Genomic DNA, 20,419 nt, shown 5'->3' on the forward strand with positions numbered 1-20,419 from the left:
GACTGACAGCTGACCATGGGGCAATGCGGTGCGCGTACCGCCCCGTCAGGGAATCTGCGGCTCAGCCAGGGGTGAGGAGCCAGTCGCGGTGGAAAGGTCAGCTGCGGGCGAAGAGCAGGTCGTGCACGACATGGCCCTTGTCCAGGCCCTGCCCCTCGAACCGGGTCAGCGGACGGAACGCGGGCCGCGGTGCGTAGCCGCCGTCCGCCGCCGTGTTCTCGAACAGGGGGTGCGCGGTGAGCACCTCGAGCATCTGCTCGGCGTACGGCTCCCAGTCGGTCGCGCAGTGGAGCACGGCGCCCGGCTTCAGCCGCTGCGCCGCCAGGTCGAGGAACTCCGGCTGGATCAGCCGCCGCTTGTGGTGGCGCTTCTTGGGCCACGGGTCGGGGAAGTACACCCGCAGCCCGTCGAGTGCGGCCGGCGGCAGCATCTCGCGCAGCAGGATGATCGCGTCACCGTTGGCCACCCGGATGTTGGACAGTCCGTTCCGGTCCGCGAGACCGAGCAGGTTGCCCTGGCCGGGGGTGTGCACATCGACGGCGAGTATGCCGGTGTCGGGGTCGTCGGCCGCCATCTGCGCGGTGGCCTCGCCCATCCCGAAGCCGATCTCCAGCACGACCGGAAGCCCGTCGAACAGCTCGGGCAGGTCGAGGACCGCCTGCCCGTCGATGTCCAGGCCCCACTTCGGCCAGAGGCGCTGCAGCGCGTCCTCCTGGCCGGGCGTGACACGGCTGCGGCGCGGCTGGAAGCTGCGGATCCGGCGCTCGTGGTGCGACCCGGCCGGGTCGGCGGCGGGTCCGCCGGGGAAGCGCGGTTCCTGACGCAGCCTGCGCTGCCGCTCGAAGGCTGCGGCGCGCAGATCGTGGGCCTCGTCGGACTCGGGGGCGGGGTTCAAGGACTCAGACACAGTGCCCCGATTCTACGGCGGGCGGCTTCCACCCCGTTCCCTGTGCCCGGAGCAGCGCCCTGCGTGCCACCTCCCGCCCGATGGGCAGCGAGGCCGTCGCGGCGGGTGACGGGGCGTTCAGCACGTGCACCGTGTGCGGGGCCTCGCGGATCAGGAAGTCGTCCACCAGCGTGCCGTCGCGCAATACCGCCTGGGCCCTGACACCGGACGGGGCGGGGCGCAGGTCGTCCTCCGTGACCTCGGGCAGCAGCCGCCGGACGGCCGCCGTGAATGCGCTCCTCGACAGCGAACGGTGCACCTCGCCCGCCCCGTACCGCCAGTGTCTGCGCGCGATCTGCCAGGAGCCCGGCCAGGCCAGCGTGTCCGCGAGCTCACGCGGGCGTACGACCGGCCAGCCGTATCCCTCGCGGGCCAGCGCCGGCACCGCGTTCGGCCCGACGTGGACGCCGCCGTCATGGCCCCGGGTCAGGTGCACCCCGAGGAACGGGAATGCCGGATCCGGCACCGGGTAGACCAGCCCGCGCACCAGCTCGGGCCTGGCCAGCTCGTAGTACTCCCCGCGGAAGGGCACGATCCGCATGCCCGGCTCGTCGCCCGCGAGCCGGGCCACCCGGTCGCAGTGCAGCCCCGCGCAGTTGACCAGGACCCGGGCCCGCACCACGCGGCCGTCCGCCGTCCGCACCGCCACACCCCACGGGCGGCGGTCGATCGCCGTGACCTCCGCCCCGAACCTGATCAGCCCGCCCGCGCCGCGCACCTCGGCCGCGAACCGCTCGGCAACCGCCTTGAAGTCGCACACACCGGTCGTCCCGACCCGGATCGCCGCGAGCCCGCGCACCTGCGGCTCGTACTCCGCGATCCCGGCGGGCCCCAGCTCCCGCACCGGCAGCCCGTGCTGCCGGCCGCGCTGCACCAGGGCGTGCAGCCGGGGCAGCTCGGACCGCCCGGTCGCGACGATCAGCTTGCCGGTCACCGTGTGCGGAATGCCGTGCTCCGCGCAGAAGTCGACCATTTCGGCGGCGCCGCGCACCGCATAGCGGGCCTTGAGCGAACCGGGGCGGTAGTAGATGCCACTGTGGATCACCCCGCTGTTGCGCCCCGTCTGGTGGCGCGCCGGGCCCCACTCCTTCTCCAGCACGGTCACCCGCGTGCCCGGAGCGGTCCGCGTGAGGGCATACGCCGTCGACAGGCCGACGATCCCGCCGCCGATCACCAGCACATCGCAGTCGTACGCCGCGTGAGTCATCATCGCGCCACCTCCCACCCCGATAGTGCACTGACCCACTGACATCGCACTCAAACCAGCGGAGGCCAGCGTGGCGCCCGGAATTCCACCTCCGGCCTCCTGCGCGTCGCCCGGAGGACTCCGCGCGGGCATCCGAGAGATGCGGGCGCCCCCGGAGCCAGGCGTCGCCTGGCAGGCGGGGCTTTCGAAACACGCCCTAGGAGGGGTGGGGCCGGAATACGAGCGAAACGTGCCACGTCCTTGTTTCACCGCTGGTAGAGGCCAGCGCGGGTTGCCTTGATAGGGATCGTTAGGATTCCGTCATCCTGGCCCGTGATCTTCGAGGTGTGTGTTGGCATCGATCGACCGCACCGCCTACCCCAGGTTCCGCGGGACCGTCACGGCGCGGGAGCTGGTCGAGTCGTTCACACCCACAGCGGACGAGGTCGGCTGGGCGCGAGGGAAGACGACCGCTGACCAGACCTTCCTCGTGCTGGTGATACGGCTGAAGTGCTACCAGCGGATGCGCTATTTCCCCGGCCTGGACGAGGTTCCCGACGCGGTGGCCGGTCACATACGCACCGCGCTGGGACTGCCGGACAGTGTGGCGGTCGGGGTGGAAGCGGTGCGGTCAGCTGCGCGGTATCGCGACTACGTGCGCGAGCGCCTGGGGGTGGAATACGACGCGGCGGATGTGCGCGGCATCGCCGAGACGGCGATCCGAGCGGCAGCGGCCACGAAGGACAACCCGGCCGACCTGATCAACGTGGCGTTGGAGGAGTTGCTGGAATCTGGTCGGGAGTTGCCCGGATACACCACGCTGGACCGGATGGTGGCCAAGATCCGCGCCGAGGTGAACCGGGACGTGTTCGCCACTGTCGCCGGCCGGATCACTCCGGGGCAGCGTGCGAGGCTGACCGAGCTGCTGGTGGTGGACCCGTCCAGTCGGCGCAGCCGGTTCGACCGGCTGAAGGACCCGGCGAAGGCCGCGACGATCGGCAAGTTCAAGGTCCGCCTGGCGCACCTTGCCGACCTGGACGCGCTCGGGCCGACCGACGCATGGCTGCAAGGGGTCCCGCCGGGCAAGATCTCGCACTTCGCTGGCGAGGCGCGGGTCACCGACGTCGCGGACTTCGTCAAGATCGGCGACGAGAAGCGGTTCACGCTGCTGGCCAGCTTCATCCACGTGTTGCGCACCTCGGCTCGGGACGAGGTGACCGAGATGTTCTGCAAGCGCATGGCGGTCATCCACAAGAAGGGCCGGGCCCGGCTGGAGGCGCTGCGTGAGGAGCACCGCGCCGAGTCCGAGCGGCTGCTGGAGGTGTTCGGCGATGTTCTGGCCGCGGTGCGCGAGGCTGCCGAACCGGCCGACACGGCGAACGCGCCCGACGCCGAGAAGGACACCGGCACCGCGACGATCGATGCGACCGGCAGCGGCACCGTCGACGGCGCGGTTGAACCCGCAGCCGAAGACGGGAGGTCCGCAGCGGCGCGGACTGGGGAGATGGTCTTGGCGGCGCTGACGGCCGGCGGAGGCATCGCGGCGCTGAGCGCGTCGCACGAGGCGGTGGCCGCGCACCATGGCAACAACTACCTGCCGCTGTGCGAGCAGTACAGCTTCAGGGGGTGGCGTACGCCTGCTTAGGCTGTTCATCCTGCCCGTGCCCCGCCGAGATGCCGAGCACGTCCTGCACTGGTCCGCCTGGCGCCGCCGCCACCAACACCGCGCACGCGCCTGCCACCAACGCTGGCACGCCTACGCAAACACCGCTCAGCGACCACAGCCCTGAACATCACGATCTACAGCTGCCGTGTCAGCCGAACGAGCTGTTCGCTGTCCCCGTGCGGGGCGGGGCTGCGATTACTCTTGGGGCTGTGATCGAGTCTCCCCCCTCTGTGGCCCGGGGCTGGTGGCGACCCGGTGCCGGGCTCCTCGTACGCACGGGGCGTCGCACGCTCGTGGAGTCGCTGTACCTGCTGACCGCGCCGGTGACTGCCCTGGTCGGCGTGCTGCTGGTGCTCCTCGGCAAGGCGCGGTGGTCCGCCGGCCTGGAACGGTGGCGCATCGCCAAGCTGCGCACCTTGACCGCCGACACCGAGACCCCGCGACCAGGAAACGCCGCAGCCTTGTCCGCCCCGCTCACCCCGTCCGCCCCGGGGCTGTGGCTTGATGTGGGGCACGCCGTGGCCGTGCTACCGGTCGTCCTGATCACTTCGGTCGTGACGGCGCTGTGGTGGTTCGTCGGTGTGGCCAGCCTCACGTTCCCGCTGCGCACCCAGCCCGACCCCGGTCCGCAGCAGCCCATGACCCTGGTCGCGGGCCCCCACACCAGCATGAGCATCCAGCTCGGATCGCCGGGCTTGCATGTCGCTTTCGGAATCATGCTCGGCCTGCTGGCGCTGCTGGCCTTGCCGCTGGTGACCCGGGTGTGTGTCGCAGCCCAGGCCGGGCTGGGGCAGGTGCTGCTGTGGGATGCGTCCGCGCTGCTCCGCAGGATCAGGGGGCTACAGCAGGAGCGAGACACCGCCCGGGCCCAGGCCGTCGCCGCGGTGACCGCCGAGACCGCCGCGCTGCGCCGGCTCGAACGCGACATCCACGACGGGCCGCAGCAGCGGCTGGTTCGCCTGGCGATGGAACTGGGCCGCGCCCAGCGCAACCTCGACCGGAGGCCGGAGGCCGTCCGGGAGGCGCTCGCCGACGCCATCGCCCAGACCCAGGAGGCGCTGGATGAGCTGCGGGCCCTGTCCCGCGGCATCGCCCCGCCGATCCTCGTCGACCGCGGCCTGCGCGAGGCGCTCGCCGCTATGGCCGCGCGTTCCGCCATCCCGACCGAACTCGAAGCCGGCTCCCTAGACCTGGACCGTCGGCTGGATCCCGCCGTCGAGACGGCTGCGTATTTCATGGTCGCCGAGGCACTGACCAACGTGGCCAAGCACAGCGGCGCCAGCCGGTGCGCGATCGGGCTGCGCCACGAGCCGGGAGCCTTGCGCGTCCGGGTCCGCGACGACGGGGTGGGCGGCGCGGCGCTGACCAAAGGGCACGGCTTGCAGGGACTGGACGACCGGCTGCACGCCGTCGGCGGCCAGCTGCACATAACCAGTCCGAGCGGCGGCCCGACGACGATCACCGGGGAGATCCCGTGCCGTTGAGGGTGGTGGTGGCCGACGACGCCGTGCTGCTGCGTGAGGGCTTGGTCCGCCTGCTCGCCGAGGAAGGCCACCAAGTGCTGGCCGCGGTCGGTGACGGCCCGTCCCTGGTCGAGGCGGTGCTCAGGCACCGCCCGGACGTATCGGTCGTCGACGTACGGATGCCGCCGACCCACACCGACGAGGGCTTGCGCGCCGCGATCGCCACCCGCGCGCAGCTGCCCGGTGCCCCGATGCTGGTGCTCAGCCAGTATGTGGAAGCCAGTTACGCCGCCGAGCTGGTCGCAGACGGCTCCGGGGCGGTCGGCTACCTGCTGAAGGACAGGGTCGCGCGGGTCGAGGAGTTCCTGGACGCCCTGGCGAGGGTCGCCGGCGGCGGTACGGTGCTGGACCCGCAGGTCGTCGCCCAGATGCTGGCCGGTCACCGCCGGGACGGCGCCCTGGGGGCGCTGACCGCGCGAGAACGGGAGCTGCTCGCCCTGATGGCCGAGGGACACTCCAACACAGCCATCGCCAGGCGGCTGGTGCTGTCGGCCAGCGCGGTGGAAAAGCACATCGGCAGCATCTTCGCCAAACTCGGCCTGCCACCCGATGACACCCAGCACCGTCGGGTGCTCGCCGTCCTCGCCTACCTCAGGGCCTGACGGCGGTGCTGCTGCGCCGCGGACCGCGCCCTCTTCGGACGGTGGGGTCCGGCTGACCTCATGAGGCTAGCCACACCCCAACTGTCCGGCGCACTCCGGTGACCTGGCGGTTGCCCCGCGACACAGTGGTCGGCATGACGACACGAGCACAACCATCTCAGTTCCCGGGCGGGCGAGAGCGGACCCGGGCACCTCAGACGGGCACGGGCGCCGGGGGGCTGCGGCGGCGTGACGCCGGGCTCCTGACCGCGGCCGTTCTCCTGGCCGCCGCGTTCTTCCTCGCCCCCCCGCTGCTGGTCCCCGGCGGCTTCGGCGGCTTCCCGCATGCCTTCCTCGCCTACTGGTCCTCCGGCCGCCCGGACTTCCCACCCGGCCTCCAGCACCTCGTCGACCAGCAGTTCCGTTACCACCTGGTACGGGTGTTGATCGCCGTGCCGCTGCTCGCGGCGCTGGTCGCGCTGGCCGTCCGGCTCCGCCGGTTCCGGCTGCTGTTCGGGGTGCTCGCGCTCGTCGCGGCGGCGCTGCTGATCGAGAACGTCCAGGGGGTCGTGTCGCCCTTCGGCACGCTGCTGCCGCAGCTGGCATCCGGCCTCGCCAAGCCCGACCGGGCTGCCCTGGTGGCCCAGGTCCGCGACCAACTCGCCCACGGCCCGAAGTCGCCCGCCCTGCACGTGATGCTCGACGAGTACGTCCGATTTCACGTAGTCAAGGCCGTGCTCTGCTGTCTCCTGGCGGCCAACCTCCTCGGCCTGTCAGTGGCGGTGTGGCGCCGCCGGCACCGGTGGTACAGCCTGCTCACGGCACTACTCGCAGCGGCAGCGCTGGTCGTCGTGGTGGCCAACGTGACCACCGTAGCCAACCCCAACCCGGGTTTCCTGCCGCTCCTCCAGGGCAGTTGGTGACGCCCAGGAGCCGAGAGAGCGCCGCTGACCGTGCGGGTCGCCCGGGCCAGCGACGCCGATGTGTATCCGCAACCGTCTGGATACCCTGTTGCACGAGATCCCGGCCTCTACAGCGCCCGGACCGCCTTACGGGGGTGTCAGTGTATGTTCCAGCGGCAGTAGCGGATGCCCAGAACGCTGAAGATCAGGATGTAGCCGGCGCAGGCCAGTACGGTGTCGGTGTCCGTGGTGGTCCAGTCTGCGTGGATCAGGACGGTCCGGAGCAGGTCAGGTAGGAGAAGTCCTCGCCGCGCAGGGAGACGGCACCCCTCGCGCAGAGTACCAAGCCGGCGCCGGTAGCGGCTCCCGCCGAGACCCACCCGTTCTGATCGCCGCGGACTCAGTGGCACCGCTCCGACGTACTCCGACTGCCCTGACCAGGGCTTCAACGGATCAAGATTCCCATGGCCCCTTTTGGGTTTACCTGGGTCATACCCGTTGGAGACCTCGTTGATCGCGTGCAGGGCGAACGCGAGGACAAGCGCCGCAGCTGAGAGCCGTCCCTGACGAAGGCACCGGTGCCCGCGGCGCTGATCCAGCGTCCGCACTGTTCAGCGGGCATAGCGGGACTCCGTTGCTGGTTGGCCGGCGGCGCTGGCCGGTGTCCGGGGATGGGGCACGGTGGGCAGGGCGAAGTCGAGCCGCTTGTCCTTCTCCAGCCGGAACGTGCCATACGGGTTGATGTTCGACCAGAAGAGCGCGGTCAGCCCGCGCCGGTCCTCGTCCGAGAGCTTCTTCGCCCATGCCGGTTCGGCAAGAACGCGCTGAAGCAGCAGGGTGTTGATGTGGACGAGGCTCGACTGGAGGAGATGCAGCGCGAGCATGCTGGTCTCGGCGTGCTCCTTGTCCGGTCCGGTCAGCGCGCCGTCCTTGCCGTAGTGCAGCACGGTGTTCGCCGAGTTCCAGTTCTCCACGACCTGAAGGCCACCGTGGATCTCGCGGCGCAGGTCCGGGCTGGCGAGGTAGTCGCACGCGAAGATCGTGCGCACCGCGCGGCCGAGTTCTTCGAGGGCCTGGTAGGTGGGGTGCTTGGGGCCGCCGCGGGTGAAGCGCCGCAGCACCTGTTCGGCCTCCGCGGTGCCCAGCCGCAGGGCGGTGGCGTACTTGACCATCTGGTCGTACTGCTGGGCGATCAGGTCCCAGCGGATCTCCCGGGTCAGTGAGCCGCCGAGCGCCGGCCAGCCGGGCGGGTCGTCGTCGGGCCGGTACAGGCGGATGCTGCCGATGTTCTTCAGCCGGGGCAGCAGCCGGAAGTTGAGCAGCTCGGTGAACGCGAACCCGACCACGCTTGCGCCGTGCGTGTCCACGTAGTTGGACTCGATCTCGGCGTCTGTGCAGTGCCGCAGCAGGCCCTCGATCATTGCCGCGACCTCGGAGGAGGAACAGCTCTTGAGCTGGGAGTAGATGCAGACGTTCTTCCGCTCCACGTGCCAGTAGATCATCACGCCGTTGCCGCCGTAGCGGGCGTGGTACTCGGTCATGAAGTTCGAGGACCAGGAGCCGAACTTCTTCGAGTCCGACGCGCACGAGGTGCCCTGACCCCACCATGCGGTGTCGCGGGCCGCGAAGGTGGTGTTCACCAGCTTCGTCACGGCGGCCCGCAGGTTGTCGACCGTGATGAAGTGCCGGCGCACGTGCCGCAGCGCTGCCTCGGTCTCGCCGTGCTCGCCGGTCGCCACGATGGCGCGGATGCCCATGTTGGTGCCCAGCGCGAACAGCGCGAGCAACAGGCGGCGCTGGAGGGTGGCACGGTCGATGCGCTCGTACGCGGCGACCGAGGAGAACTCCTCGGTGAAGCCGGTGTCGAAGTCGGCGTTCTTCAGCACGTCCAGGAGGTCGAGCACGCCCCAGCGTCGTACGACCTCGTCCTTGAGCGCCTGAAGGCCGGTGGGCTCGTCCAGTTTCTCCAGCTTCGGCACGGTGATCCACGGCTCGCCGTGCCGGGTGGTGACCTTCACCCCGTCCGACGAACCGTCCGCCAGCGCGGCCGACAGCCGGTCCAGGCCGTCGGTCATGCGCCGCTTCAGGTCCGTGATGAACGCCTGCGGGTCCATCGGCTGACGGATCGCGGCGTAGTGCACGGTGCGGGTGGCCTCGAAGTCGCCGGGCAGGTCGTCCTCCGGGTTGCACCACCGCCTCCCGCCCTCGATGTAGATCTCACGGCGGCGGATCGCGTCCCGCAGCGCGACCAGGACACACAGCTCGTACGGGATGCGCTCGACCTTGCCCTTGTCGTCGACGACGGCCTCGCGCCAGTCCTTGCGTACGACGCCGTCCATCGGCACCTCGTCGGCGGCGTCATAGAAGCGGGTCTTTCCGTCGACGTCGGCGTACTTGGCCAGCAGCTTCATCGCGTCCATCACCGGCCGGTAGGCGGTGTTGTTGCACTTGAAGCCCAGCGTGTTCAGCAGCGGCGGCAGCGTCTGCCGGTAGTACGAGCTGTACGAGGAGCGCAGTGTGGTGCGGACCTTGGCCTTGAAGACCTTCTCGTTCGCCTTCGCCTCGGCGACCAGGTCGCGCAGCGTCTTCTCCCCGACGACCGGGTACAGGGCCGTGCGCACGATCTCGTCCGGCTTGCCGATCGCGGCGTCGGCGAGCCTGAAGAGGATGCCCTCCTTGCCGCGGACCTTCTTCAGCTCTGCCGTCAGCTGCCTCTCCACCCGGCGTTCGGCACGGGCGTTGATCTTCTGCACGAGGGCGATGAGCAGTTCCACCAGGGCGTCGGTGATCTCCGTCTGCCGGGAGGAGCACAGCGCCGCGAGCAGCGTGATCCGTACGTCCTCGGCGGTGTCGCGGAAGTCCGAGGGATACATCTTGATCGCCCGCGCCCGCCAGGCGGCCAGCAGCTTCTCCGAGCAGTCCGCGAACAGCCCGTCGGGCAGGCCGAGTTTGCGTACGTCGTTCAGCTTGGTGATCTCGGTCAGCAGGGAATCAAGCCCGACCGCGCCCGGGTCGCGCTTGAGCGCGGCCAGCAGCGCGGTGCCGTCCTCGTTGTCCTCCCCGACCAGCGCCAGCAGCCGGGCCGTGCCCGCGTGGCCCAGGCGCTCGATGATCCGGGTGCAGAACACTTTCTCCCACTGGCCCCGCGCGGCGACCAGGACCTTCTCGATCCGGGTCCGGCCCGGCGGCTCGATCTTCCTCTCCCGGCACTCGACCAGCAGGGCCTCACGCTGCCGGTCCTCCACCAGCTCGACCGGGCACACCTCCACGGCCAGCCACGCCGTCAGCTCCCCCTCGTCCTCCAGCGTCGCCGGCCGGAACCCCAGCGCCTCCCGGACCTGCGCACGGTGGTACTCAGCGGTCCGGCCCGACAGGGAGTACTTCGCGAAGTCGGCGGCCGGCACCTTCACCAGCCCGGCCACGTACTCCACCGCAGCCTGCGGGATCTCCTCCATCAGATCCGGGAATCGGCTCTCAAGTTCGAAGAACTTCAGCAGCAGGCAGAAGCCAAGCCGCGTCACCCCGGTCTTGTTGGCCACCAACTTCCAGTCGTCGTCTACCGGCGTCCAGCTCGCCAACAGCTCTTCCGGCGACCATTCTTGGTGCACGCCCCGCCCCTCCCCTTGCCGATCTCAAATCACTCGATCGGCCCAACGAGGTGCCCGGGGGTCGGGAAACGGGCCGTCTGACGGCGTGAAAGCTACTCGCCGGTTACCTTGCGGCTGGTGTCTGGGCTAGGACTCCGGGGCCTGGAAGGATCTGCTGCGCACCGGGATCTCGATCCGGGAGGGCCGACTGTCCTCGGTGACACTGCTGCGCCGCCTGGGCAACCACTCGAAGCGCAACCGGATCTACAAGGCGCTGCGCGAATTGGGCAGGGTCGTCAGGACCGTGACGCTCCTTCGATACCTGTCCGAGCCCGAGCTGCGTGACCAGATCACCGCGATCACCAACCGCACGGAGGCGTTCCACGGCTTCGCTGCGCATCTGAAGATCGGCGGACGGCTGATCGGCCACAACGACCCGGACTACCAGGAGCGAGTCGTCAAATTCAACGAGCTGATCGCCAACTGCGCGATCTACTCCACCGCGCTGGACATTACCGATGCCGCCAACGCCCTCGCCTCCGAGGGCCATCTCGTGGACCCCGACGACCTGGCCACCGTCAGCCCGCTGATCACGCGCACGATACGCCGCTTCGGCGACTGGCACTTGGACCTCACCCCGCCCGAGGACGTCGTCGTCACCAGGTTGGACCTGGCCCCCGGAGCGCTGTTTCCCACCGCGCCGGTGTGACGCCACGATCGGCCACAGACCCACGGTCGACTCATGCCTCGTAGGCGAGCGCCCTTTGTAGATGGAAGTCCGCGACGTCGAGCATCCACTCCCGGTTCGGGAAGTCGCCCTCGGCGATGCGAAGCGGGCCGCCGACCAGGTCCAGGTGCATGACGTACTGGTAGTACTTGACGCGCCGCGGGTCGAGGTCTGGGTTACGGAGCGCCTCGTCGTGCGGGCCGAAGCGCATCCGCATCCAGCAGTGCTCCACTTCAATGTCGGTGTACATCAGTCCCTCGATGTCGATGATGACGGGCTCCCCGTCCGGCCCGCGCTCCTTCGCCGCGATGGCTGCCATCGCCCGAAGGCCGGCGGCCTCCACCCCGGCGTCTGCGCGAACCGGGTGTGACCGCTGTTGGTTCCGCCGGAGAATTTCGATCACGACACTTTTTCACGATCATGGGTGAATTGGACATTCCGGATTATCGTGTTCCATTTATATATTTGAGGGATCCCTAGTGATTTCAGTGACGCGGCATTACTTTGTGCCTCTCGCCGTGTGGTGCTTGCCGAGGGGGAAGTGTGGCGCGTCGCTGGGTTCGTCTTGCGGAGTTTAGAATTCCTCTTCTCGGAGCCCGCTGGATATCCGGCGTGACCGTTCTGGCAGTGGCCGTCGGGCTGACCGGCGCGGTTGTCGCCACACCGGCCGCTGCGGACGGCGGCGCTCAAGCAGGTGTGACGGTTGCCGACGATCTACTCGCGGCGCGGGTGGCGGCCCGGTTGAGCGGTCATCGTGTCGAGGCTGCCGCAGAGCGGTCGGAGACCGCGACGACGTGGGTGAATCCCGACGGATCGCTGACGACGGAGATCACGGCAGGGCCGACCCGGTTCCAGAAGGACGGCACGTGGCTGCCGGTCGACTTGGACCTCGTGGCCGACGCCTCGGGTGTGCGCCCGCAGGGGCACCCCCGCGGCCTGACGCTGGCGCGGGGCGGGCTGCAGGGCGAGCCGTCCCTGGCCGCGGCGCAGAAGAGCGCCGGCCGTGACCTGGTGACGCTGGGCAGCGGCGGCGATCGGGTGTCGCTGCAGTGGAAGGGTGTCCTGCCGACTCCGACGCTGGAGGGGCGGACGGCGACGTACCGGGATGCCTTCCCCGGCGCGGATCTGGTGGTCTCCGCGACGCGTACGGGCTTCGAGCAGTACGTGGTGCTCCGGGAGCGGCCGGAGGCGGGCTTCAGCTACACGCTGCCGTTGTCGTCGCCCGGGTTGAAGGTCCGTCAGGCAGCTGGCGGGTCGGTGGAGTTCACTGATGCCCGCGGTGTGGTGCGGGCGGTGATGCCGGCGCCGGTGATGTGGGACGAGCAGGTCGACGCCCGCTCGGGGGACCGGGTGAACCGGGCCCGGGTGGCGATGAAGGTCGTCGCCCGCAAGGGCGGCGCGGACCTGGTCCTCACACCGGACGCCGACTACCTCGCGGCCTCCGCCACGCAGTACCCGGTCACGATCGACCCGTCGACGACGGCCCTGGCCGGTTTGTTCGACACCTACGTCCAGCAGGGCGAGACCACCGACCTGTCCGGGGACGTCGAGCTGGACTGGGGCAACCCGGGGACGACGAACGCCGACGGGACACCCCGCACCGCGCGGTCCTTCGTGACATGGAAGACCGCACCGCTGGCGGACGCGGTGGTCTCCTCGGCGAAGCTGTCGCTGTTCAACTTCCACTCCGCGAACACCGACTGCCTGGCCTACCCGTGGGAGGTGTGGTCCACCACGACCGCCTCCACCTCAAGCCGGTGGACGGCGCAGCCGACCTGGTCGACGAAGTACGCGACGTCCACCGAGACCAAGGGCAACGCGGCGTGCACGGCGGACGGCTGGATCAACGCGGACGTCACGTCCCTGGCCCAGTCGTGGGCGACGGCCGCTGCGGACACCTCCACGCTCGGGCTGCGGGCGTCCAGTGAGACCGTGGTGGCGCAGTGGAAGCGGGTGAACTCCGCGCAGGCGGCGTCGAATCCGCCGAAGCTTACGGTGACGTACAACCAGCGCCCCCGGGCCGGCACCAAGCAGGAGGCCGGACCGCCGTTCTTCTCCTACTCCGGCGCCTACACCGTCTCCACCACGACGCCGACACTGCGGGACACGTTCGTGGACCCCAACGGCGACAAGGTCACCGGCACCTTCCAGGTCTACAACTCCGCCGGCACCACGTAGATCGGCTCCAACATCGTCTCGACCGCGGTCGCCTCCGGGTCGGCGGCATCGGTGAAGGTGCCCTCCGGGCTCCTGACCAACGGCACCACCTACACGTTCCGCACCATCGCCGGTGACGGCGCCCTGACCGGCAGCACCTGGTCGGCCTGGAAATCCTTCACCGTCGACACCACCGCCCCCTCCGTACCGGCGTCGGTCACCTCCACCGACTACCCGAGCAGCAGTTGGGTCAAGGGCGCCGACCAGGCCGGCTCCTTCACCGTCACCCCGCCGGCCGGCACCGACCACAACTGGATCGAATGGTCCCTCGACGGCGCCACCTGGACGAAGATCGCCACCGGCGGCGCGTCCACGGCCAAGACGTTCAGTGTCACACCGGCGACCAACGGCACCCACGTCCTGGCCGTGCGCAGCGTCGACAAGGCCGACAACCGCTCCGGGGAAGTCGAGTACACCTTCCACGCCGGCGCCGGCGGCATCATCAGCCCCGACCCCGGCACCCGCACCCCCCGCCGCCTTCTGCTCCAAGCCGAGGCGGACGCCACCAAGTACACCTCCGTGTCCTTCTCCTGGCGCCGATCGGCTGCCGACGGCTGGGTGGCGATCCCGCCCGGTGACGTCACCTCCGGCGGCACCCCGCTGACCACGTGGCCGGTGGCGGCGCCTTCGGGGAAGAACGCCCCGCTGGTGTGGAACGCCAGCGACACCGTCAACCCCGACGGCGCCATCGAGATCAAAGCCGACTTCACCGGGACCGGCTACCCCACCCAGTCCACCCCCGCCCAGACCGCCGTCGTCGACCGCGCCGCATCGGGAGCAGCGACGACCTCCGTCGGACCGGGCCAGGTGAACCTGCTGACCGGCGAGTTCAGCCTCGCCGCCACCGACACCTCGGCCTTCGGCCTGACCGTGACCCGCTCGGCGGCCTCCCGGCACCCCGACGCCCGTACCCAGGGCCAGGCTCCGATCTTCGGCAAGGAATGGACCACCGGCATCGCCGCCGAGACCACCGGTGCCAGCGACACCCACATCCGGCGCGTCACCGACACCGCCGTAGACCTCGTCGACTCCGACGGCTCCAGCATCCACTTCACCGCCAACGCCGCCGCCACCGGATGGATCCCCGAACCCGGCTACGAGTACCTGACCCTGACCGGCTCAGTGGCCACCTCCTTCACGCTGGCTGACACCGACGGCACGGTCAGCACCTACGTCAAGCCGACCTCCGCCACCACCTGGCAACTGGCCACCACCCTCCTGGACGGCCTGACGAACTCCACCGCCACCGTCCAGACGGAGACCGTCGTCTCGGGGCCGTCCACCCTGGCGCGGCCCAAGCGGCTCATCGCCCCCACCGCCGCCGCCACCGCCGCCACCTGCGCGGCCACCCCCTCCACCAAGGGCTGCCGCACCCTGGAGTTCGTCTACGCCACCTCCACCACCGCCACCTCCAGCGCCCTGGGCGACTACACCGGCCAGGTCAAGGAACTGCGCCTGTGGGCCACCGCCCCCGGTGCCGCCACCGCCACCAGCCGCACCGTCGCCGCCTACTCCTACGACACCTCCGGCCGCCTGTGCGAGACCTGGAACCCCCAGATCACCCCGGCGCTCAAGACCGCCTACACCTACGACACCGACGGCCGCGTCCTGACCCTGACCCCGCCCGGCCTCCTGCCGTGGACCTTCACCTACGGCACCGCCGGCACCAGCACCGCCGCCGGCCCCGGCATGCTCCTCACCGCTTCCCGACCCACCCTCCAGGCCGGCACCTCCTCCACCATCTCCGGTACCGCCACCACCAGCGTCGTCTACGACGTACCCCTCACCGGCAGCTCAGCACCCCGCTCCATGGACGCCGGAGACGTCTCCGACTGGGGCCAGCGCACCGCACCCACCGACGCCACCGCCCTCTTCCCCACCGACGCCACGCCCGCCTCGCACGTCGGTACGTCCCTGACCTCCGGCAGCTACAGCCGGGCCACCATCACCTACCTCGACGCCTCCGGACGCACCCTGAACACCGCCGAGCCCGGAGGGCACATGAACGCCGTAGGCTACGACCGGTTCGGCAACACGGTCCGCGAGCTCACCCCGGCCAACCGGGCCCTCAGCCTGGGGACGACCACCGACCAGCAGACCGTCCTGGCCGACCTCGGCATCGAATCCCTCGACACCGCCGACCGCGCCGACCTCCTCGCCACGAACAACTACTTCGACCCCACCGGGACACGCCTGCTGGAAGCGTTCGGCCCGCTCCATCGCGTCGACCTCACCGCCGACCTCAAGGACGGCACCACGGTGCTGATCCCGGCCGGAACGTCCGTGCCCGCCCAGTCCTGGACGGTCAACGAGTACGACACCGGGCGGCCCACCAACGGCACCGCCGTCATCAGGGATGCCCTCACCCTGGCCATCGTCGGCGCCCGCGTCCGTGGCTACGACTCCCTCATGGCCGACAAGCGCCTCACCGAGATCCAGTACGACTGGGGGCTGGGCCTGCCCAACCTCACGATCGCGGATACCGGCGGGCTGAACATCAACACCTCCGCCGACTATGACGCCCAGGGCCGCGTCATCGCGGCCAGTCTCCCCGGCAGTACCGGAAGCGACGCCGCCACCACCATCACGGAGTACTGGACCGCGACGGGTACCGGATGGTGCCAGGGACGGCCCGAATGGGCCGACCTGCCCTGCTGGACCGGCCCGGCCGGAGCCATCACCGGCGGCGGCAGCAACCCGACCCACCGGGTCGACACCACCACCGAGTACGACTACTACGGCAGCGTCGCCCAGACCGCGGAGACCTCCGACGACACCGAGCGCCTGACCTTCTACACCTACGACGCCGCCGGACGAATCATCAACTACTCGATGACCGACGGCCTGGGAGCCACCGTCCCCGAACAGGACACCTACTACGACACCGCCACCGGCCTGGTGGACGAGACGTCCTCGTGGAACACCGCCTCGGCCGGCGCGATCTACCGCGACTACGACGCCCTGGGCCGCCCCACCAACTACACCGACGCCTCCGGCTCCACCACGATCACCACCTACGACAACCTCGACCGGACCGTCACCATCACCGACGGGGTCCCCTCCACCACCACCTACACCTACAACCACACCACTGAACCCCGCGGCCTGCCCACCACCATCACCGACTCCGTCGCCGGCGCCTTCACCGCCACCTACGACCCCGACGGCCGCACCACCCAGCAGACCCTCCCCGGCGGCTATACGGCGCGCACCCAGTACGACACCACGGGCGCCGCCCTCGCACGCCTCTACACCCGTGACAGCGACGGCACCACGGTCTACTCCGACACTGCCACCTACTCCGCGCACAGCCAGGTCACCCGCCACACCGGCTGGACCACACAGGAGTTCACGTACGACGCCGTCGGCCGGCTCACCCGCACCGACGACACCGCACAGACCGAATGCACCCGCAGCACCTACACCCTCGACCAACGCTCCAACCGAACCGCCCAGACCACCGGCACCGCAGCCGGCGGCGCGACCTGCTCCACCGCACCACAACCCAGCACCACCCACACCTACGACACCGCCGACCGCATCACCGACACCGGCTACACCTACGACGACCTCGGCCGCACCCTGACCGCCCCCGGTCACGGCAGCATCGACTACTACGCCAACGACCTCGTCCGCCGCCAGACCAACGGCACCACCCGCCAGACCTGGACCCTCGACGCCGCCTTCCGCCACCAGAGCTGGACCGTAGAGACCAGCGACGGCACCACCTGGACCACCACCGCCGGCAAGACCAACCACTACGCCGACGACAGCGACACACCCCGCTGGATCAGCGAATCCGCCACTGCCGGCGACATCACCCGCTACATTCCCGGAACCGACGGAACCCTCGCCGCCACCAGCTCCACCAGCGGCCCGGCAATCCTCACCCTGACCACCCTCCACGGCGACATCGCCCTCTACCTCCCCCTCGACACCAACCAGGCCCCCACCACCTCCGACACCGACGAATTCGGCAACCCCCGCACCGAGACAGCCCCCCGCTACAACTGGCTCGGCGCCCATCAACGCAGCAGCGAAACCCTCACCGGACTCACCCTCATGGGAGTCCGCCTCTACAACCCCAACACCGGCCGCTTCCTCAGCACCGACCCCATCCGCGGCGGAAGCTGCAACGCCTACGACTACACCTGCGGCGACCCCATCAATCTCGTCGACCTCGACGGACGCATGGCTGCCATTGCGCTGGTCGGTCTGGCTGTCACTGGCATCAGCGCGGGAACGGTGCTCTCCATCATCGGCGTGGCCGCAGTCGTAGCGATCATCGGCCTCATCTGGTGGTATGGGAAAGCCTGGGCCATCAACAAGGTCAGAACCCTCTGGCGGGAGTCAAGGAAGTCGGACAAGGCAAAGAAGAACGATGTGCCTGACTTCGCCAAGGGAGAACGCAGAGGAAAGGGCGAGAGCCTCGACAAAGCAACCGATCGAGTCATGAAGAAGGGAGGCTACAGGCTGCCTTACAAGAAAGGCTCAGGGAGCGTCTACAGCAAGGTACGGAAGCATCTCTCAAGCAGGGGAAGGGCATAGATTGATTCCGGAAGAGACCCGCTACCTCCTATGGCACGTCCACCATAGTGCCGATGACGGTGGCGGCATCCGCCACTTCGAATCGGAGGAGGATTTCTGGGCGGACGAAGAAGAGGGTGACGATGTCAAGCTCCTCGGCGTCTACTCCAGTCGCAAAAAAGCGCAGGAGCGAATCGGAGAAGCCCGGAAACTCCCAGGCTTCTCCGAAGAGCCCAACTGCTTTCACATCGACTCCTACACCGTGGATCACGACGAATGGGGCGAAGGATTCGTGACGGAGTAGAGCACCCCGCTTGCATGGATCGATGAGACCGCATCAACGCGGGAACGGTGCTCTCCATCATCGGCGTGGCCGCAGTCGTAGCGATCATCGGCCTCATCTGGTGGTATGGGAAAGCCTGGGCCATCAACAAGGTGAGAATCCTCTGGTCCAAGGCGTCAAAGAAGTCCGGCAAAGAGACTGCGCGCGACATTCCGTCATGGGCACGTGGCAAGGGGAAGAGGGGAACGGAAACGACAAAGAAGGCCGTAGACCGGATATTCAAGGATCAATACCGCCGGCTGCCCACCGCGAAGGAGCGCAGGTCGGGCGAGTGGAAGCAGATCGAAAAGCACCTCAATCGCAAGTATCGCAAGTAAGGAAGCTGGAGTGACCCGAAAGAAACTGCCGCGAGGATATGCGTGGCCTGTGACGCACAGTGAAATGCGGGATGCGATCGAACCTGCGTCGGCCAAGATCGTGGACCTCACGTTCGATCCGTGGACCACTGGAGACACATCCGAGATCATGGTTGCCCTATGGACTGCGGCCCAGTCAAGGACATACGGAGGCGGCGTGCATCCGGGACGCGTGGGGTTCCAGGTCTCGGTGTATCCCGTTCGCATCGAACGCAAGCAGGCGGCGAGGAGAGCGCTCCTCGAAGAAGGGGTACCCGGCATGTTGGCATGGATGAAGGGGCCTCTAGTTGCCAAGGAAGGATGGCAGGCAACACATCACAGAAGAGTATGGACCTTCAGGGACGGGAATCTGAAGGCCACTGACATTAAGTGATTTCCTTCTGCCAATGGCATAGGGGGCACTGACCTCGATCAGCCACCGGCCTACGCTGACGGATCGAGGTCAGCACGAAAACGGTGCTCTCCATCATCGGCGTGGCCGCGGTCGTAGCGATCATCGGCCTGATCTGGTGGTACGGGACAGCCCGGGCCATCAACAAGGTCAGAATCCTCTGGGCTAAGGCATCAAAGAAAAGCGGAAAGGAACGTGCCAGTGATGCCCCGAGCTTCGCCAGGGGTAAGCGGAAAATCCCCGGAAAGAGCTCATTGGAGCAGTAAACAGGAGGGCATGCTGGTGCCGGAATAGATCTTCTCGATGAGGGTGTCCCCGTGCTGGCGGAGAAGTTTGCGCAGGGCTGCGTAGTGATTCAGCGCGTCGGGTCGTGCGAGCTGGAACCAGGTGCTCGCCCGGCGCTGTCGCCAGGCTCGGCGAGTGTCCGGAGGCTGTTCGGCTTCGATGTGCCGTGGCGAGTGGGCCCCGAAGTCCTAGCCCGGACACCAGGGAACAAGTAACCCGCCAGTAGCTTTCGCGGCTCACGACTCATTGCGGGTTCGCTGCCGTGGCGACCTGTTCGTCGTGTTCGCGCAGCATCCGCATGACGGTGGCGGGCGAGGGGTGCTGTCCCTTCTTCGCGCCCGTGGTGATGACGAGCCGTTTGGCGATGTCGCGCAGGCTCATCTCCTGTTCGCGTAGGTGGAGGGCCATGGACAGCATGCCGTCGTCGGTGACGCCCGCGCCGCCGATGGTCTTGCCGCGCTTGCGGGCGGACTCGTGGCCTTCGAGGGTGCGGTCGCGGATGTACTCGCGCTCCATGCCGGACATGGCGGCCAGCACGGTGAAGACGATGCCGGACGGGTCGTGTGAGCCCTTGAGCTCCCCGGTGAGGAACTCCAGGCCGACGTCGCTGGCCTTCAGCTCTTCGGCGAGCATGGCGAGTTCGATGCCGCGGCCGAGGCGTTTGTGCTCGTGGACGACAAGGGTGACGGCGACGCCGGAGGAGCGGATCTCCCCGGCGAGCTTCACGGCGGCCTCCAGCTCGGGGCGCCTGGTGGCGCGGGTGGAGATCTTCTCCCAGAAGACGCGGGTGACCCCGGCTTCGGCGAGGGAGTCGAGCTGTGCGTCGAGTGACTGCCGGGCGGTCGAGGCGCGTGCGTACCCCAGGCGGGTGTGCCCGACCGGTTTGGCGTCGGCGCTCACCGGCCGGGGCAGCTCGGTCCACACCGACCCCGGCTTGCGTACGGCGGGGGTCGGCACGCTGAGCGCCTTGGCGAGTTGGGGCACGAGGCGGAAGCGCGCGGTGTGGTACTGGATCGCCACCTTGCCCTTACCGGTCCGGCACGGGGAGCCCGCGGGGGCGGCGCAGGTGGACATCGGGCAGTCGCGGGATTCCACGCCCTTGAAGTCGTCGCTCACGACTCCGGATCGTTTCATGAGGGTGTTTCAGACGCCTAGTTATTTGCAACAACTCATGAAACATGA

Annotated in this window: 16 protein-coding genes; 11 read left to right on the forward strand and 5 right to left on the reverse strand. The window is 68.9% G+C overall.

Going from position 1 to position 20,419, the window contains the following annotated elements; all coding sequences use genetic code 11:
* Nucleotides 1-97: 97 nt before the first annotated feature.
* Nucleotides 98-907: a tRNA (guanosine(46)-N7)-methyltransferase TrmB gene (gene trmB / locus AB0N06_RS11760; protein WP_366134500.1), complete on the reverse strand. Its 810-nt coding sequence runs from the start codon at nucleotides 905-907 to the stop codon at nucleotides 98-100.
* Nucleotides 900-2,156, reverse strand: a complete 1,257-nt coding sequence (lhgO, locus tag AB0N06_RS11765; protein ID WP_366134501.1) for an L-2-hydroxyglutarate oxidase — start codon at nucleotides 2,154-2,156, stop codon at nucleotides 900-902. The genes trmB and lhgO overlap by 8 nt, the downstream gene beginning before the upstream one ends.
* Before the next feature lie 328 nt (nucleotides 2,157-2,484).
* Between lhgO and AB0N06_RS11770 the strand changes: the two genes are divergently transcribed.
* The 4 genes from AB0N06_RS11770 (at nucleotide 2,485) to AB0N06_RS11785 (ending at nucleotide 6,825) form a co-directional block, all read left to right on the forward strand.
* Nucleotides 2,485-3,777 (forward strand): DUF4158 domain-containing protein, encoded by a 1,293-nt coding sequence (locus AB0N06_RS11770; protein ID WP_366134502.1) that lies wholly within the window; start codon nucleotides 2,485-2,487, stop codon nucleotides 3,775-3,777.
* Between the two features lie 230 nt (nucleotides 3,778-4,007).
* The gene (locus AB0N06_RS11775) at nucleotides 4,008-5,282 is read left to right on the forward strand and encodes a sensor domain-containing protein (RefSeq protein WP_366134503.1); all 1,275 of its coding nucleotides are present in this window, start codon (nucleotides 4,008-4,010) and stop codon (nucleotides 5,280-5,282) included.
* Nucleotides 5,279-5,923 carry a response regulator transcription factor gene (locus AB0N06_RS11780; RefSeq protein WP_366134527.1) on the forward strand — a complete coding sequence of 215 codons (645 nt, stop codon included), beginning with the start codon at nucleotides 5,279-5,281 and terminating at the stop codon, nucleotides 5,921-5,923. Before AB0N06_RS11775 ends, AB0N06_RS11780 begins: the two co-directional genes overlap by 4 nt.
* 134 nt (nucleotides 5,924-6,057) lie before the next feature.
* Nucleotides 6,058-6,825 carry a hypothetical protein gene (locus AB0N06_RS11785; protein WP_366134504.1) on the forward strand — a complete coding sequence of 256 codons (768 nt, stop codon included), beginning with the start codon at nucleotides 6,058-6,060 and terminating at the stop codon, nucleotides 6,823-6,825.
* Between the two features lie 590 nt (nucleotides 6,826-7,415).
* Here the strand turns inward: AB0N06_RS11785 and AB0N06_RS11790 are convergent.
* Nucleotides 7,416-10,412: a Tn3 family transposase gene (locus AB0N06_RS11790; RefSeq protein WP_366134505.1), complete on the reverse strand. Its 2,997-nt coding sequence runs from the start codon at nucleotides 10,410-10,412 to the stop codon at nucleotides 7,416-7,418.
* A gap of 151 nt (nucleotides 10,413-10,563) precedes the next feature.
* On the opposite strand from AB0N06_RS11790, the gene AB0N06_RS11795 reads away from it, so the two are divergent.
* Nucleotides 10,564-11,100 (forward strand): Tn3 family transposase, encoded by a 537-nt coding sequence (locus AB0N06_RS11795; RefSeq protein WP_366134528.1) that lies wholly within the window; start codon nucleotides 10,564-10,566, stop codon nucleotides 11,098-11,100.
* 31 nt (nucleotides 11,101-11,131) lie between these two features.
* Here the strand turns inward: AB0N06_RS11795 and AB0N06_RS11800 are convergent, their stop codons facing one another.
* Nucleotides 11,132-11,437 (reverse strand): hypothetical protein, encoded by a 306-nt coding sequence (locus tag AB0N06_RS11800; RefSeq protein WP_366134506.1) that lies wholly within the window; start codon nucleotides 11,435-11,437, stop codon nucleotides 11,132-11,134.
* Between the two features lie 293 nt (nucleotides 11,438-11,730).
* On the opposite strand from AB0N06_RS11800, the gene AB0N06_RS11805 reads away from it, so the two are divergent.
* From AB0N06_RS11805 to AB0N06_RS11830, 6 genes are all read left to right on the forward strand, one after another.
* Nucleotides 11,731-13,296: a DNRLRE domain-containing protein gene (locus AB0N06_RS11805; RefSeq protein ID WP_366134507.1), complete on the forward strand. Its 1,566-nt coding sequence runs from the start codon at nucleotides 11,731-11,733 to the stop codon at nucleotides 13,294-13,296.
* 57 nt (nucleotides 13,297-13,353) lie between these two features.
* Nucleotides 13,354-17,883, forward strand: a complete 4,530-nt coding sequence (locus AB0N06_RS11810) for an RHS repeat-associated core domain-containing protein (RefSeq protein WP_366134508.1) — start codon at nucleotides 13,354-13,356, stop codon at nucleotides 17,881-17,883.
* 1 nt (nucleotide 17,884) lies between these two features.
* Entirely contained in the window at nucleotides 17,885-18,166 is a 282-nt protein-coding gene (locus AB0N06_RS11815) for a hypothetical protein (RefSeq protein ID WP_366134509.1), read from the forward strand.
* Nucleotides 18,167-18,213: 47 nt separating this feature from the next.
* Nucleotides 18,214-18,522, forward strand: coding sequence for a hypothetical protein (locus AB0N06_RS11820; RefSeq protein ID WP_366134510.1), 309 nt, complete (start codon nucleotides 18,214-18,216; stop codon nucleotides 18,520-18,522).
* Nucleotides 18,523-18,532: 10 nt separating this feature from the next.
* Entirely contained in the window at nucleotides 18,533-18,934 is a 402-nt protein-coding gene (locus AB0N06_RS11825; protein WP_366134511.1) for a hypothetical protein, read from the forward strand.
* An 83-nt stretch (nucleotides 18,935-19,017) separates the two neighbouring features.
* A complete protein-coding gene (locus AB0N06_RS11830) occupies nucleotides 19,018-19,218 on the forward strand; it encodes a hypothetical protein (protein ID WP_366134512.1) in 201 nt (66 codons plus the stop codon).
* A gap of 262 nt (nucleotides 19,219-19,480) precedes the next feature.
* On the opposite strand, the gene AB0N06_RS11835 is transcribed toward AB0N06_RS11830, so the two are convergent.
* Nucleotides 19,481-20,353 carry a recombinase family protein gene (locus AB0N06_RS11835; protein ID WP_366134513.1) on the reverse strand — a complete coding sequence of 291 codons (873 nt, stop codon included), beginning with the start codon at nucleotides 20,351-20,353 and terminating at the stop codon, nucleotides 19,481-19,483.
* Nucleotides 20,354-20,419 lie beyond the last annotated feature (66 nt).

Origin of the sequence: Streptomyces sp. NPDC051020 (genome assembly GCF_040683105.1) — a bacterium.
In the GTDB taxonomy this organism is placed as follows: domain Bacteria; phylum Actinomycetota; class Actinomycetes; order Streptomycetales; family Streptomycetaceae; genus Streptomyces.